Annotated in this window: 12 protein-coding genes and 1 tRNA gene; 7 read left to right on the plus strand and 6 right to left on the minus strand. The window is 72.8% G+C overall.

Translation table 11 applies throughout. The features are described from left to right. Positions 1-27: 27 nt before the first annotated feature. Complete coding sequence (locus FHX74_RS05180) at positions 28-2358, plus strand: PDZ domain-containing protein (RefSeq protein WP_182559066.1); 2331 nt, start codon at positions 28-30, stop codon at positions 2356-2358. Positions 2359-2365: 7 nt separating this feature from the next. On the opposite strand, the gene FHX74_RS05185 is transcribed toward FHX74_RS05180, so the two are convergent. Beyond that, a complete protein-coding gene (locus FHX74_RS05185) occupies positions 2366-3031 on the minus strand; it encodes a DUF998 domain-containing protein (protein WP_182559067.1) in 666 nt (221 codons plus the stop codon). Between the two features lie 95 nt (positions 3032-3126). Between FHX74_RS05185 and FHX74_RS05190 the strand changes: the two genes are divergently transcribed. Next, a complete protein-coding gene (locus tag FHX74_RS05190; protein WP_182559068.1) occupies positions 3127-3729 on the plus strand; it encodes a TetR/AcrR family transcriptional regulator in 603 nt (200 codons plus the stop codon). A 22-nt stretch (positions 3730-3751) separates the two neighbouring features. Here FHX74_RS05190 and FHX74_RS05195 read toward each other — a convergent pair whose 3' ends face one another. Further along, positions 3752-4099, minus strand: coding sequence for a VOC family protein (locus tag FHX74_RS05195; RefSeq protein WP_182559069.1), 348 nt, complete (start codon positions 4097-4099; stop codon positions 3752-3754). A 253-nt stretch (positions 4100-4352) separates the two neighbouring features. After that, positions 4353-4426, minus strand: a tRNA-Gly gene (locus FHX74_RS05200). Positions 4427-4614: 188 nt separating this feature from the next. Here FHX74_RS05200 and FHX74_RS05205 point away from each other — a divergent pair. The 3 genes from FHX74_RS05205 to FHX74_RS05215 all read left to right on the plus strand — a co-directional run bounded on the left by FHX74_RS05205 (position 4615) and on the right by FHX74_RS05215 (position 8344). After that, positions 4615-5391, plus strand: a complete 777-nt coding sequence (locus FHX74_RS05205; protein WP_328823646.1) for a DUF1707 SHOCT-like domain-containing protein — start codon at positions 4615-4617, stop codon at positions 5389-5391. 95 nt (positions 5392-5486) lie between these two features. Continuing rightward, positions 5487-5978: a PH domain-containing protein gene (locus FHX74_RS05210; RefSeq protein WP_182559070.1), complete on the plus strand. Its 492-nt coding sequence runs from the start codon at positions 5487-5489 to the stop codon at positions 5976-5978. A gap of 5 nt (positions 5979-5983) precedes the next feature. Next, positions 5984-8344, plus strand: coding sequence for a PH domain-containing protein (locus tag FHX74_RS05215; protein WP_182559071.1), 2361 nt, complete (start codon positions 5984-5986; stop codon positions 8342-8344). A 27-nt stretch (positions 8345-8371) separates the two neighbouring features. On the opposite strand, the gene FHX74_RS05220 is transcribed toward FHX74_RS05215, so the two are convergent. Continuing rightward, entirely contained in the window at positions 8372-8809 is a 438-nt protein-coding gene (locus FHX74_RS05220) for an SRPBCC family protein (protein WP_220483561.1), read from the minus strand. Between the two features lie 103 nt (positions 8810-8912). Between FHX74_RS05220 and FHX74_RS05225 the strand changes: the two genes are divergently transcribed. Together FHX74_RS05225 and ppgK are read left to right on the plus strand one after the other, a co-directional pair. Continuing rightward, a complete protein-coding gene (locus FHX74_RS05225; protein ID WP_182559072.1) occupies positions 8913-9482 on the plus strand; it encodes a hypothetical protein in 570 nt (189 codons plus the stop codon). A 73-nt stretch (positions 9483-9555) separates the two neighbouring features. Further along, the gene (gene ppgK / locus FHX74_RS05230) at positions 9556-10410 is read left to right on the plus strand and encodes a polyphosphate--glucose phosphotransferase (protein ID WP_182559073.1); all 855 of its coding nucleotides are present in this window, start codon (positions 9556-9558) and stop codon (positions 10408-10410) included. Positions 10411-10565: 155 nt separating this feature from the next. Here the strand turns inward: ppgK and FHX74_RS05235 are convergent, their stop codons facing one another. Together FHX74_RS05235 and argS are read right to left on the minus strand one after the other, a co-directional pair. Then, positions 10566-13256, minus strand: coding sequence for a DUF4062 domain-containing protein (locus tag FHX74_RS05235; protein WP_182559074.1), 2691 nt, complete (start codon positions 13254-13256; stop codon positions 10566-10568). 44 nt (positions 13257-13300) lie between these two features. After that, positions 13301-14938 carry an arginine--tRNA ligase gene (argS, locus tag FHX74_RS05240; protein WP_182559075.1) on the minus strand — a complete coding sequence of 546 codons (1638 nt, stop codon included), beginning with the start codon at positions 14936-14938 and terminating at the stop codon, positions 13301-13303. Positions 14939-14984: the final 46 nt, after the last annotated feature.

Raw genomic sequence — 14984 nt, forward strand, 5'->3', positions numbered from 1 at the left:
GCCAGAGACCGAGAGGGAACACCGACGGTGCCGAGCACGACCCTTCAGGCAGCACCGCCCGGCGGGCGCCTGGAGCGCACCGAGCACCCGACGCTGGCCGACGCCCTCGCCGCGGCGGTGGCGACGCGGCGCCGGACACCGGACGCCGTCCTGCGCTTCGAGCTGGCCGAGGGGGTGCACCGACTACCCGAGAGCCTGCTGGTGCGGGCGGAGCTCTCCGGTGTGGCCGGCTCGCCGATCGTGCTCACCTCCGCGGCCGGAGCCCGGGCGGTGATCAGCGGCTCGGTCGTGCACCCGGCACCGTGGCGTCCGTTCCGCGACGGGCTCTGGGTCAGCGAGCTGGACGGCGACGTCGGGGTCGATCAGCTCTGGCTGGACGACGCGCGTCAGGTCCGGGCCCGTTACCCCGACCACGAACCGGGCCGCTCGCCGTTCGGCGGGACGGCCGCCGACGCGCTGGCGCCCGAGCGCGTCCGGCGCTGGTCGCACCCGGAGGAGGCCGAGGTCCATGCGCTTCACGCGTTCCGCTGGGGCAGCGTCTTCGCGCGGGTGACCGGGGTCGGTGCCGACGGGGCGGCCGAGCTGGGGCCGTTCACCGCCAACAACCGGGTGACCGCGCCCGACCCGGACGCGCTGCACGCCGAGCTGCGCTACGTCGAGAACGTCTTCGAGGAGCTCGACGCGCCGGGCGAGTGGTTCCACGACCGGCGCGAGGGGCTGCTCTACCTGTACCCGCCGGATGGGCTCGACCCGAACGAGCACCGGGTCGAGCTGACCGGGCTCGTGGACCTGGTCCGGCTGGTCGGGGCGGCCGGCGCGCCGCTCCACGACGTGCTGGTCGAGCGGTTGGCCTTCACCCACAGCGCGCGCACGGTCCTGCGGGCCGAGGAGCGGTTGCTGCGTTCGGACTGGGCGCTGTCCCGCACCGGGGCGCTGCTGCTCGAGCACACCGTCGAGATCGCCGTCCGGGACTGCGACTTCACCGACCTCGGCGGCAACGGCGTGATGATCAGCGGCGACAACGCGGCGGCCGAGGTCTCCGGGTGCCTGTTCGCCGATCTGGGCGGCTCGGCGGTCCATCTCGCCGGTCGCGTCGAGGCGGTCCGCTCCCCCGTCGTCGGCTACCACGCCGCGCTGGAGGTCGACGCGATCGACCGCACCACCGGACCGCGGACGACCGATCACCCGCGGGACTGCCGGGTGCACGACAACCTGATCACCCGGATCGGCACGGCCGACCTCCAGGCAGCGGGCGTCGGCGTCGACATCGCAGCGCGGGTGACGGTCAGCCACAACAGCATCTACCAGGTTCCCCGCGCGGGAATCAACGTCGGCACCGGGAACTTCGGCGGGCACCTGATCGAGCACAACGACGTCTTCGACACCGTGCTCGAGACCAACGACCACGGCTCGTTCAACAGCTGGGGCCGCGACCGCTACTGGCACCCCGACCTGCAGGAGATGCGGCGTCGTGTCGCCGCGGAGCCCGAGCTGGCGCTGCTCGACGCGGTGGAGTCGGTGGTGATCCGACGGAACCGCTGGCGGACCGACAACGGCTTCGACGTCGACCTGGACGACGGCAGCAGCAACTACGTGATCAGCGAGAACCTGCTGCTGCGGGGCGGGTTGAAGCTGCGCGAGGGCTTCCGCCGGATCGTCACCAACAACGTGATCATCAACAACGGGCTGCATCCGCACGTCTCGTTCCCGGCCAGTGGGGACGTGTTCGCCCGCAACATCGTGATGGGCCCCTACCAGCCGATCCAGGTCGAGCAGTGGACCGACGACTTCGACCACAACCTGTTCACCAGCGAGCACGCGCTGGCCGACGCGCGGGCCCTCGGCTCCGACGCGCACTCGGTGGCCGGCGACCCGGAGTTCCTCGACGCGGCCGCGGGTGACTTCCGGCTCGCCCCCACCTCGCCGGCGCGTGCGCTGGGGTTCGTCGACCTGCCGCGCGAGTTCGGGGTGCTCAGCCCGCGGCTGCGACGGCTGGCCCGGACACCGGAGATCCCGGCCCTGCTCGCCGGGACCGGAACGGAGTCCGGCGCTCACCACGAGCTGGCGGGCGCGACGATCAAGTCGCTGGAGACGCTGGCGGAGCAGTCGGCCGTCGGCGCCGACGCGTCCGGGGCCCTGGTGGTCGCGGTGGCACCTGGCTGCCTGGCGGCCGAAGCCGGCCTGCAGCCCTGGGACGTGATCCGCTCGGTCGACGTCGGCGGCACGGTGTTCGTCGTCCACGATGCGGCGACCCTGCTGACGCTGTACGCCAGCCACCGCTGGCACGGCCGGCTGTCGCTGGACGTCCTGCGCGATCACCGGACGATCCGGCTGGAGCTGCCCTACGAGACGTCGTGAGGGCGGATCAGACCCGTGCCGCGCCTTCGGCGACCGGCACCCGTCCCCGGACGTGGGCCTCCCGGTAGGCCCGCACCGAGGCGAGCGCGAGCCAGACCCACGACAGGACCACGGTCGCGGTGAAGCCGAGCACGGCCGGCGCGGCGGTCGATCCGCTGGCCACGGCCACGAAGCCCAGCAGGAGGAGCACCCCGGCCGCCACCGAGAACGCAGCCCAGCCCCGTGCGCCGGTGCGTGCAGCGTGGCGCGCCACCGAGAAGGCAGCGACCGCGAAGGCGACGAACCCCAGCCCGCCCGCGGCGAGGTGGAGCAGACCGTGCGCGGTGAAGCCGCCGCCGGGGGCGTCCGGAACGGCCGCTCCGGCGATGATCAACAGGACTCCGTAGACGATCAGCGCCGGTCCGACCAGTCCCCGCTGGTGGCGGCGGAAGCCGAGGCCGGCCGCGCCGACCATGAGGCCGGTGACGACGAAGACGGCGATGTGCACCCACCCGTGCGGGCCCAGCGACAGCAGGCTCCAGCTGTCGTGGGCGAAGTCGAAGCCTGGACGGAGAGCGCCGTGGACGACCGAACCGAGCAGGTAGACCACGCCCGCCAGCACGCCGTAGCCGAGCAGTGACTTGGTGACCCGGGCCTGCGGGGTGCAGTCGTCGGTGCGGGTGGGTGCGGTCATGGGCTCAATCTAAACTGGTCGGTACAGTTTGAGAAGGTCTGGGCGAGGACTCCATCGGTCGAGCACCGGTGCTCACGAACGCCGGAGGAGGTGCGATGCGGCAGCGCAAGTCCGAGGCCGTGCTGGAGAGCGCCCGCACCCTGTTCCTCGCCAAGGGCTTCGACCACACCACGGTCGAAGAGATCGCCGAGGCAGCCCACGTGTCGAAGGCGACCGTCTACAACAACTTCCCCGACAAGTCCGCCGTCCTCGACGCGCTGCTCGACCGGGTCGCCGTCGAGTCGAGCCAGATCCTGGCCACGGTCGTCGCGCCGCTTTACGGGGACGGTGACCTCGAAGACCGTCTGGCGCGCACCGCCACGGCGCTCGCCCACGGGGTGCTCCGGCCGGAGGTCCTCCAGTTGCGACGCCTGGCCATCACCGAGTCGGCGCGTGCTCCGCAGGCGGTCGCCCGCTACTTCGAGCGCGGTCCCGGCAGTGCCTTGCGGCTTCTGGCCGACGCGCTGCGCGACCTCCACGAGCAGGGGCTCCTCGACGTCCCGGACAACGACCGATCGGCAGCCCAGTTCGCCTACGCCGCCGTCGGCCCGCTCCAGGACCGCGCCATCCTCGCCGGCGAGACGCCGTCGGCCGCCACGATCGAGCGCTACGCCACCGGGGCGGCCCGCGACTTCGTCGCCGCCCACCGGCCCGAGTGAAGGCGCCATCTTGCTTTGCTGCTCAAAACTGTTGGTTGGGCAGCTGCGGAGGGGCGATGAGCTCGAGGTGCCCTCCTCGTGGACCGTCGAGGTAGATGATCCGCGTGCCGGCGCGTGGTCCCGATGCCATGAGGTGCGGGGCCCCGACGACCTGCCAGCCGTGTCGCCCGCAGACGTCGATCACCGCATCGAGATCGCGGACGGTCAGCGCGATGTGGACCACCCCGGCGTGTGAAGGGCTCGTGGGCTCGTGCTTCTGGGCTGGCGGGTCGTACTGCAGCAGTTCGATGCGGTGCGCGCCGAGCGTCACGGTCGCCGCGCGGATGGTGGCTCCACGAACGCCGGTCGTGGCCCGGGGTGACGGCTTCATTGAGAGTAAACAACCGTTCGAGAGTGAAGCCGAGCCCGTCGCACCACATGCGGAGGGCGTCGTCGAGATCGGGGACGGTCAGTCCCGCATGGGCGACGTCTACGACCAGAGGAGCGGAACTCACCCACTCAGTGTCGTGCGTGCCCGAAGGTCAGCGGATCCGGCATGTGCGGGCGCGGAGCCGACCTGGCTCATCGCTCGAGTAGACGAAGGCCCTGGACTGCCGGTGCGGCGGAGACCAGGGCTTTCGGTGTGGAGCGGATGACGGGAATCGAACCCGCACTATCAGCTTGGGAAGCTGATGTTCTGCCATTGAACTACATCCGCGTGACGACGGCCGGAGCCGTGCGACGGGTGGCCACGATACTACGGGCCGGGACGAGGGTCGACCTGACGCCGGGTGAGCCACCGACGCCCGCCGCCCCTGAGGGGTGACCCTCAGCGTCCCTGCGTCGTCCCTGATTCCGGCACCGAGGTCTCGCCGCGCAACCGCCCACGGTCTTAGGTTGAGGCCCGTGAGCACGCCGTCGTCGCACCCCTCCTCGCTCGAGCCGAACGCCGAGTCCAGCACCGCCAAGCCCGTGGCCCCGACCGGCCCCGAGGCCATGCGCGCCTCCGACGCCGACCGGCAGCAGGTGGCCGACGTCCTGAGCAGCGCCTACGCCGAGGGCCGGCTCACCCGCGAGGAGTACGACGAGCGCCTCGACCAGGCGATGACCGCCAGGACCTTCGGCGAGCTCATCCCGGTCACCCGCGACCTCGTCTACGCCCCCGGCACCTCCGCCCCTACCCCGCACGCCCCCGCGACCACCGCCGGTCCGTTGGCCGTCGACCCGACCAACGCCAGCGCCGAGCCCGAGCGACTGGTCGGCATCTTCGGCGGCGCCACCCGGTCCGGACGCTGGCGGGTCCGCCGGCAGACCCAGGCGCTCGCCCTCTTCGGCGGCATCGACCTCGACCTGCGCGACGCCGTCCTCGAATCCCAGACCGTCGAGATCTCCGGCATCTGGTGCTTCGGCGGCCTCGACATCAAGGTCCCCGAGGGGATGGAGGTGCGCGACCAGACCGTCGGCATCTTCGGCGGCTCCGACGTCAGCCACGTCGCCCCGCCCACCCCCGGCGCGCCCACGTTGGTGATCAAGGGCGTCGCGCTCTTCGGCGGCGTCTCGGTCAAGTCGGTCCGCCCGCGCAACGCCGACGGCTGGTCACGCGGCGACTCGCGCGCCCAGCGCCGGCTCGAGCGGGTCCAGCGCCGGCTCGAACGCCACGCCGACCGGCACGGCTGGCACTGACACGTTTCCCGCACCCGAGCCCCGGCACCCACCCGTCGGCCCGTGACTTTCGTCGCGGACCGGCGGAGGTGCCGTGTGCTGGAATGGGGACCGCCATGGACGAACTGTTCGCACCGCCGGCCGACACCTGGCAGCGGCTGTCCCCGAAGTACGCCACCCTCGAGCGCCTGACCACAGTGATCGGGGTGGTCGTCGTCTTCGGCGCCGCCGCGCTGATCGTCGGCGCGGCCAGCGCCGTCTGGTGGATCTCGGCGGTGATCATTGCGGTCGCTCTGGTGATCATCATCGCCCGCTGGATCGTGATCGGCCGGGCCCTCCGCTCATGGGGCTACCTCGAGCGCGACGAAGACCTGTTCATCACCCATGGCGTCCTGTTCCGCACCCTGGTCGCCGTCCCCTACGGCCGCATGCAGCTGGTCGAGGTCAACTCCGGCCCGCTGCAGCGCGCGTTCGGCCTGGCCACCGTCCAGCTGGTCACCGCCAGCGCCAGCACCGACGCCACCATCCCCGGTCTGCCCCCCGACGAGGCCGCCCGGCTCCGCGACCGGCTCACCGAGCGCGGCGAGACCCACACCGCGGGGATCTGATCACGGTGACCCCACCCGACGTCGGTGGCGGCCCGCTCGGCGCCGCGCCGGTCCCCGCGCCGTCACCGCCCGCTTCCCCGGCCCCGACCCCCAGCTCCGACGAGCGCACTCAGCGCCCGCACCCGCTCACCCCGGTCCTCCGCGGTTGGTTCGTGCTGGTGGCCATCGGCCTCGCCGTGGTGCGGCAGACCTTCGAGAACGGCGACGACAACCCGTTCGACGCGCTGCTGCGGTTGGGCCTCGCCTGGCTGCTGCTGATCATCGTGGGCATCGTCGCGGTGGCTGCGCTGGCCGGCTTCGTGTCCTGGTACTTCACCCGGTTCGTGATCGACGACACCGAGCTGCGGGTCGAGTCGGGCGCGCTGTTCAAGAGCTCGCGCCGGCTCGCGTTCGAACGGGTCCAGTCGGTCGACCTGCTGCAGCCCCTGCTGGCCCGGGTCTTCGGCCTCTGCGAGCTGCGGATCGAGGCCGGCGCCGGCGACCGCCCGATCCGCCTGCGGTATCTCCGCCGCGCGGACGCCGACCGGTTCCGCACCTTCCTGCTCGCCCGGGCCCAGGGCGACCGGTCCTCGTTCGCCAGCACCGAGAACGCCGCCCGCGCCAGCCTGTTCACCGACCTCAGCGTCGAGGACCAGCCGGTCGTCACGATCAAGCCCCAGCAGCTGGTCCTCGGCTTCCTGCTCTCCACCGAGTGGCTCATCGCGCTCGGCTTCGTGATCATCGCGCTGATCGCGACCCAGATCTTCGGCGTCACCTTCTATGCCCTGCCCGGTCTGGTCCCGCTGGCCTTCGGCGCGATCAGCCTGATCGGTCGGCGGGTGATCGCGCAGTTCAACTACACGCTGGCCGAGTCGGTGCGCGGGCTGCGGATCACCCGCGGGCTGACCAACCTCAGCAGCCAGTCCGTCCCGCTCGACCGGATCCAGGGCCTGACGATCTGCCAGTCGATCCTCTGGCGCCCGTTCGGCTGGTACCGCGTGGACGTCTCGGTCCTCGGCTACGGCGCGGGCAACGACAGCGGCGAGAGCCGGTCCGACGTCAGCCGGATCCTGCTGCCGGTGGCCACCGCCGAACAGCTGCGGGTGGCGCTGGCCCGAGTGCTGCCCGGCGTCGACCTGGGGGCCGTCGAGCTGCACCGCTCACCCCGCCGGGCCGCGTTCCTCCGACCGTTCGACGCCTGGACGTTCCGCTACGGCTGGGACGACCGCGTGGTGGTCGCCCGCGCCGGCGTGCTGGTCAACGACACCACCGTCGTCCCGCACGCCCGGGTGCAGTCGGCCCGCGTCGAGCAGGGGCCGCTCCAGCGGCTGCTCGGGCTCGCCTCGGCGCACCTCGACTCGCCCAAGGGCCCGGTCCGGCTGGTCGGCCGCCACCTGGCCGCCGCCGACGCCCGGGCGCTGGTGGTCACCGAGCTCGACCGGCAGCGGGCCTCACTCGCCGCGCTGGCCGCCGCCCGGCGCCCACCCGAACCGCCGCCGGTCGACGCCGAGGTGCTCGACCGGTTCCGGCTGACCGAGCCGGAGCTGCTCGGCGAGGGCGGCGAGACCCGGGTCTACGCGCTCGGCCCGGCCGAGGTGCTCCGGGTCTACAAGGGCGGAGACCCCGAACAGGCGGCCCGGCTGGTCAGCCAGCTGCGACCCGCCTACGACCACTGGGCCGGGCAGACCGACGTCCCGCTCGAGCTGCCGCGGATCCTCGACCACGGCCGGGTCGGCGACCGGATCTGGACCGTCGACCGGCGGATGTCCGGGCCGTCGTTCAGCACCTGGCTGCGGACCGCGCCGGTCGAGGCCCGGCGGCCGGCGCTGCTGTCCTACCTCGACAGCGCCTTCGAGCTCCGGCGGCTCGAGGTGCCCGCGTCCGTCTGGGCCCGCCCGTTCGGGCCCGACCCGCGTTCGTTCCCCACCTTCGCCGCGCTGGTCCACGACCAGCTCGCCGGGGCGCTGCGGCGGATCGACCACGTGTTCTTCCCCGAGGCCGAGACCTGGGCCCGCCAGGTGGTGGACGAGGTCGGCGAGCGGGTCGCCGAGCCCCGGCTGGTGCACGCCGACTACTTCCCGGGCAACACCTACGTGAGCACGGTGGACGGGGTCCCGGTGGTCCGCGGCGTCGCCGACTTCAGCCCGCACACCCTGATCGCCGATCCGCTGATGGACGTGGCCGGCGCCTCGATCCTGATGGAGCTCGAGCCCTACCCCGGGGTGGTCGAGGACGCCCGCTGGCTGTGGGACGTCGCGGCCGAGCGGGTCGGGGCCGACGAGGCGCGCTGGTTCACCACCTACCGGCGCTACTACTCCGTCTACTTCGGCGACGACCCGCTGGTCGTCCCGTGGGCGCGCGAGCAGCTGGCCGGTCCCCGCGCCTGAGCCCGGGGCCGGGTCCCGGCACCGACCTCAGCGGGTGCGCGCCCAGGCCTCGAGCCGGTCGAGGGTGCCGGTGATCGCGGCGGCGTTGCGCCGGTCGAAACCGAGCACCCGGTAGACCCACGGACGCCGCACCCGGGTCGGGTCGAACTGCTCGGTGACCCGGGTCCGGCCACCGTCGACGGGTTCGAGCAGATAGCGCCAGCGGTGTCCGGCGAAGTGCCGCCAGGCGATCCGGCGGCCCTCCTCGAACTCGACCACCCGGTTGGTGATCCGGTAGGGCAGGCCGAGCCGCATCGCCATCCCGAACTCGTCGCCCGGTCCCAGCCGTTCGGGGGTGCCGGGCAGCACGTCACGCACCGAGCCCGACCCGTCGAACTCACGGTGCCGCCGCGGGCTGGCCAGCAGGTCGAACACCGCCTCGGGCGGCGCGTCGAGGACCCGGGTCTCCGAGATCAGTCCGCTCACCGGGCCATCCTGTCGCGCCGGGCCAAGTCCGCGCCGACCCCGGCCCTCGACCGGTACCGCCGATCCGGCTGAGCGACCGGGCTGGTCGTGCCATGATCGTCCGGTGCAGCATCGTCCCGCGCAGCCACCGTCGGCACGCGTCCTGGCCGCGGTGGCACTGACCGTGACCGCGGTCGCGTTCACCGCCGGCTGCGGGGAGAGCGGTTCCGCCGGGGCGGCCGAACCGGCCGGCGCCGCCCCCAGCACGACCTCCGGCACGGCTCCCGCGACGACGGCGCCGAGCCGGGTGGCCACGCCGAGCGCGACGCCGTCGGCGTACGCCGTCCCCGCCGTCCAGCCGGGCGAGCTGGGGCGGGTCGTCCTGACCGGCGCCCGCGCGAAGCCTGCGGTCACGGTCAGCGACACCGCCCTGGCCGTCGGCAAGGTCTACCGGCTCACCGGTGCCTGCCAGAGCGCGCCGTCGGGCCGGGTCAGCGTGGTGTTGGTCGACGGTGCGGACGGCACCCGGACGGTCAACACCTTCGACGTCCGCTGCGACGGCGGCCAGCACCCGATCGACTTCCAGGTCGCCGGCGCGGTGCACGCCGGGCTCCGGCTGACCGGCGCCGGACCGCGGACCCGCGCCTGGGCGACCGTGGTCGACGCCGGGCACAACGGCGTCTGCGGCTGCTGAGCCGGTCCCGCCGGTCGAGCGAAAAGCCCGACCTCGTTGAGCCCCGGATCGGCCACGGCCTAGGCTCCCGGCCATGAGCGCCCCAGCACACGGTGGTGACGTGGCCAGCGATCGTCCCGTGCTCGGCATCGACATCGGCGGCAGCGGGATCAAGGGAGCGCCGGTCGACCTCGGCACCGGTGAGTTCGCGGCCGACCGGTTGCGGATCGAGACGCCGTCGAAGTCGACACCCAAGAACGTGGCCAAGGTGGTGGCCGAGATCGTCGACCACTTCGCCGACCAGATCGGCGACGGCCCGATCGGGATCGACATCCCCGCGGTAGTGACCCACGGCCGGACCCGGTCGGCGGCCAACATCGACAAGAGCTGGCTCGACTACGACGCCGCGAAGGAGTTCGAGGACGTCCTCGGCCGGAGCATCTACCTGGTCAACGACGCCGACGCAGCCGGGGTGGCCGAGGTGCACTACGGCGCCGCCAAGGACCACCCCGGACTCGTGCTGCTCGCGACCCTGGGCACCGGGATCGGCAGTGCGCTGATCTATCGCGGCGTGCTGGTCCCCAACAGCGAGCTCGGCCACATCGAGATCGACGGGCACGACGCGGAGAAGCGGGCCGCCTCGAGCGCCAAGGAGAACGGCGACCTGTCCTGGAAGGACTACATCCCGCGGCTGCAGCGCTATTTCGAGGTGGTCGAGGCGCTGTTCTGGCCCGACCTGATCGTGGTCGGCGGCGGGATCAGCAAGAAGGCGGACAAGTTCATCCCGCACCTGAAGCTCAACGCCGAGATGGTGCCCGCCAAGCTGCTCAACACCGCCGGGATCGTCGGCTCGGCCTGGCTGGCCGCCGACCGGCACGCGCACGGCGAGGCGCCCACCCAGCTCAAGACCACCGCGCGCTCGGAGATCAACTACGTCGCTCCGGGCTGAGGGCTTCGTGCCCTGAGCCCGTCGGCGGGCGGAGGCTGGCGCTTCGACAGGCTCAGCGCGCGGGAGGGCTCAGCGCGCGGGAGGGTCGCGCTTCGACAGGCTCAGCGCGCGTGAGGGCTCAGCGCACGCTTCGACAGGCTCAGCGGGCGGAGGGATCAGTGCGCGAGGGCGAGCGCGAGGTCGGCGGCCTGTTCGGCGTCGAGAGTGGTCCCCTCGGCCCACGCGGCGCGGAAGGCCTCGGGACCGAGCCGTTCGCGGGCCCGGGCCTGGTCGTCGTCGTAGCTGAGCACGCCGCTGCTCGGCGGCCGCGGGTTGCCGCTGCTCTCACGGAGCCGGTCGGCCGCCGCCCAGAGCCGGGCCGCGCGGGCGTCGTCCCCTTCGCCGACGGCCAGTGACGCGAAGCCCTCGAGCGCGTACGCGACGCTGTCGAGGTCGCCGAGCTCGCGGGCCTGGGTCAGGCTGGTCACGAAGGTCTCGCGGCTGGCCGTCCGGTCCCCGCGGGCCAGCTGCACCTCGGCGAGGTTGATCTGCGCGGTGGTCGAGCGCCAGAAGTCGCCGTCCCGGCGGAAGATCCCGGTCGCCTCGACCAGATAGCGCTCGGCCGTCTCGAGCTCGCGGCGGCGCATCAGCAGCACCGCCAGGTTGACCAGCGCGGGGGCCACCACGGTGTCGTCGCCGAGGCGACGGGCGCCCTCGAGCGCCTCGCCGAGCAGGTCGGCCGCCTCGTCGTAGTCGGCATGCTCGATGGCCACGATCCCGAGGTTGCCGAGCACCGACACGATCTGGGCCTGGTCGTCCTGCCGCCGGAAGATCGGCAGCGCCTTGGCGTAGGCCCGCTGGGCCGCGGCGTAGTCGCCCTGGACCCAGGCGAGCACCCCCTGGTTCTTCGAGGCCAGCGCCCGGACGTGGTCCTGCTCATCGGTGCCGTCGTCCGGCAGCGCGGCCACCGCCTGCTCGAGCCAGCGGCGTCCCTCGCTGTAGTAGCCGCGGATCCACCAGAAGTACGTGAGCTCGACGGTCAGCTCGGCCCCCTTGACCGGGTCGGCACCCGGCCGGCCGGGGCGGCCGAGGTACCAGGAGAGCGCGGCCCGCAGGTTGTCGTGCTCGGCCTCGACCCGGTCGAGCCACACCTGCTGCTCGGAGTTGAGCTGCTGACGCGCGTACTGCGCCATCCCGAGGTAGTAGTCGGCGTGCCGTTGGCGCAGGGCGTCCGCGTCGCCCTCGGCCTCGAGCTTCTCCACCGCGTACGCACGGACCGAGCGCAGCAGCCCGAACCGGATCTCGTCGTCGAAGTCGCGGGCCACCACCAGGCTGGCGTCCACCAGAGTGGCCAGCCGGTCGAGGAAGTCGGTCGCCGGGTCCGGGTCGCAGATCGCCTCGGCGGCGTCCATCGTCCAGCCGCCGACGAAGACGCCGAGCCGGGTGAGCGCCTGCTGGTGGGCGGCGTCGAGCAGCCCGAAGCTCCAGTCGATCGTGCCGCGGAGCGTGCGCTGCCGGTCGGGCAGGTCTCGGTTGCCGCCTTCGAGCAGGTCGAACCGTCGGTCGAGGCGGCCGAGCAGCTGGGCCGGGGTGAGCAGCTTGGCCCGGGCGGCGGCCAGCTCGATGGCCAGCGGCAGCCCGTCGAGCCGCTGCACCAGCTCGGCGGTGGCGGTGGCGTTCTCGCCGGTCAATCGGAAGTTCGGCCGGACCGCCTGAGCCCGGGCCACGAACAGCGCCACCCCGGGGGACGCCTCGGCCGCGGCGAGCGAAACCGTGCCGCGGCCGTGGTCGGACGGTTCCGGCGCCCCCAGCGGCGGCACCGGGTGGACGACCTCGGCGGCGATCCGCAGCGGCGTCCGGCTGGTGACGACCAGCTCGAGACCCGGACAGGCCTCGATCAGCCGGGCCAGCGCAGGTGCCGCGTCGTTCACCTGCTCGAAGTTGTCGAGGACGATCAGCGTCTGCTGGCCGGCCAGCGTGCGCTCGAGCGCGGCCTCGACCTCCTCGCCCTCGCGCGGCCCGACGCCGAGGGCGTCGGCGATGGTCCGCAGCACCAGGTCGGCGTCGTCGACGGCCTGCAACCCGACGAAGACGGTGGGCAGCTCGGTGGTGTCGCCGTGGCTGCGGGTGTCGCGGAGCCGCTCGGCCAACGCGATGGCCAGCCGGGTCTTGCCGATCCCGCCGGGCCCGAGCAGCGTGATCAGCTGGACGGCCGGGTCGGCCATCCGGTCGGCCAGCTCGTCGAGCTCGGCCTCGCGACCGATCAGCGCGGTGGTCGCCCGGGGCCACCGCCGGGCCGCCGCCGACCCGACCGGGGCCGCCGGAGCGGCGGTCCCGGCCTCCTCCGGCTCGGACGTCCGAGCCGGCGGGGGGAGCTCCCACAGGCTGGCCTCGAACCGCTCGGTGAGCAGCAGGGCGAGGTCGTCGGCGAGCAGCCGCTGCAGCTCGGCCGCCGTCTCGAACGGCTTGTAGGAAGCGGTGTCGTCGCTCTGCAGCGACCGCAGCATCTGGGTCAGGCGCGGCTCGCGGCCCTCCTGCGGACGCTTGACGTAGATCAACTTGGGCCGCGGCCCGCACAACCGGTACTCGTCCTCGAGACCCGAGATCTCCTCGCCGGGGGCCACCCAGCCGTACCGCTGCCAGTAGATGCCGACGAAGATGTGGCTCTGCTCGAGGTAGGCCCGGTAGAGATCACGCGGCGGATAGGGCCGGGCGCCGAGCTCGAACATCACCGGCGACAGGTGCAGCCGACGGATCGCCGCCCGGGCCGCCTGCCGTTCGGGTAGCAGCTCCTGCAGGGTCGAGGAGACGAACACGCGCAACCGATGGTCCGGTGTCCGGATCATCCGGGCCTCCCCCGCCGCCACGGCGCCAAGATATCTCTCAGCCAGCCGCCGTGGGGCGGGTCGGCTCACATCCGATCGGGGGCGGGGATCCCGAGCAGGTCGAGCCCGGTGGCCAGCACCTTGCGGGCGGTCAGGCAGAGCGCCAGCCGGGACTCCCGGACGGTGCCCTCCGAGCGCAGCACCGGGCACTGCTCGTAGAACGCGGCCAGCGCCACCGCGGTGTCGTAGAGGTAGGCGCAGAGCCGGTGCGGCTGGAGGTTCTCGGCCACGTCGGCCACCGCGTCACCGAAGCCGCTGAGCTGCAGGGCCAGGGTCTGCTCGGCCGGCTCGAGCAGCTCGGTGATCTTGTCCCCGACCGGGATGCCGTCGGCCTCGGCCTTGCGGAGCACCTGGCACATCCGGGCGTGCGCGTACTGCAGGTAGGGACCGGTGTTGCCGGTGGTGGCGACCATCCGGTCGACGTCGAAGACGTAGTCCTTGTTGATCCCGCTGGACAGGTCGGCGTACTTGATCGCGGCCAGCGCGACCGGCGGCGCGGCCTTCTCCTCGGCGGCGTCGAGCAGCGAGACCAGCGAGGCGGCGGTGCCCTCCCGGGTCTTGAACGGGCGGCCGTCGGTGCCCAGCACCAGGCCGTAGCCGACGTGCTCGGCCGAGACCGAGTCGGGCAGGTAGCCGGCGGTGCGGGCGGCGGCGAACACCTCGTGGAAGTGGTCGGCCTGCCGGGCGTCGGTGACGTAGATCAGCCGCTCGCCGTGCAGCTCGCTGACCCGGCGCCGGATCGCCGCGAGGTCGGTCGTGTCGTAGTTGAACCCGCCGTCGCGCTTGCGGATGATCAACGGCGCGTTGAAGCCCTCGACGAACACGCAGAGCGCACCGGCGTCGATCACCGCGATGCCGCGCTGCTCGAGGTCGGCGGCCACCACCGGCAGGTCGTCGTTGTAGGTGGACTCGCCGGCCAGGTCGTCGTCGGTGAGCAGGATGTTCATCCGCGCGTAGGTGGAGTTGAACGCGGCGGCGGAGATCTTCATCAGGTCCGACCAGACGGCGCGGGTGTGCGCGTCACCGGACTGCAGCGCGACCACCCGCGCGCGGGCCCGGTCGGCGAACTCGGGGTCGGCCTCGAACTTCCGGGCCGACCGGACGTAGAGGTCGTCGGCCTGCTCGAGGGTCAGCTGCGAGGCGTCGAGGCCCTCCTCGTCGATCAGCTCGACGAGCTTGCCGAACTGGGTGCCCCAGTCGCCGATGTGGTTCTGGGCGATCACGGTGTGGCCGAGGGCGGCGAGCACCCGGTAGAAGCAGTCGCCGATGATCGTGGTCCGCAGGTGCCCGACGTGCATCTGCTTGGCCACGTTAGGGCTCGAGTAGTCGATCACCACCCGCTTCGGGTCGGAGGTCGGCACCAGGCCGGTCCGCGGGTCGGCGAGCAGCGCGGTCACCTCGTCGGCCAGCGTCGACGGCTTGAGCCGGAAGTTGATGAACCCCGGGCCGGCGAGCTCGGGTGGCTCGCACAGGTCGGACACGTCGAGCGAGTCGATGATCCCGGCCGCCACCTCGCGCGGCGGGCGCCCCTCGGCCTTGGCCAGTCGCAGCGCGACGTTGGACTGGAAGTGACCGAACTGGGGCTTGGTGGCCGGGCGGAGCTCGGGGTCCACACCGGTGGCGGCCCGGACCCGATCGCTCAGCGTGGCTTGCAGGGATGACACAGTCGTCCAGTATCTCACCGTTCACGATGCGGACGCCGGGGAATAG

It is taken from the genome of Microlunatus kandeliicorticis, assembly GCF_014137855.1.
GTDB lineage: Bacteria > Actinomycetota > Actinomycetes > Propionibacteriales > Propionibacteriaceae > Microlunatus > Microlunatus kandeliicorticis.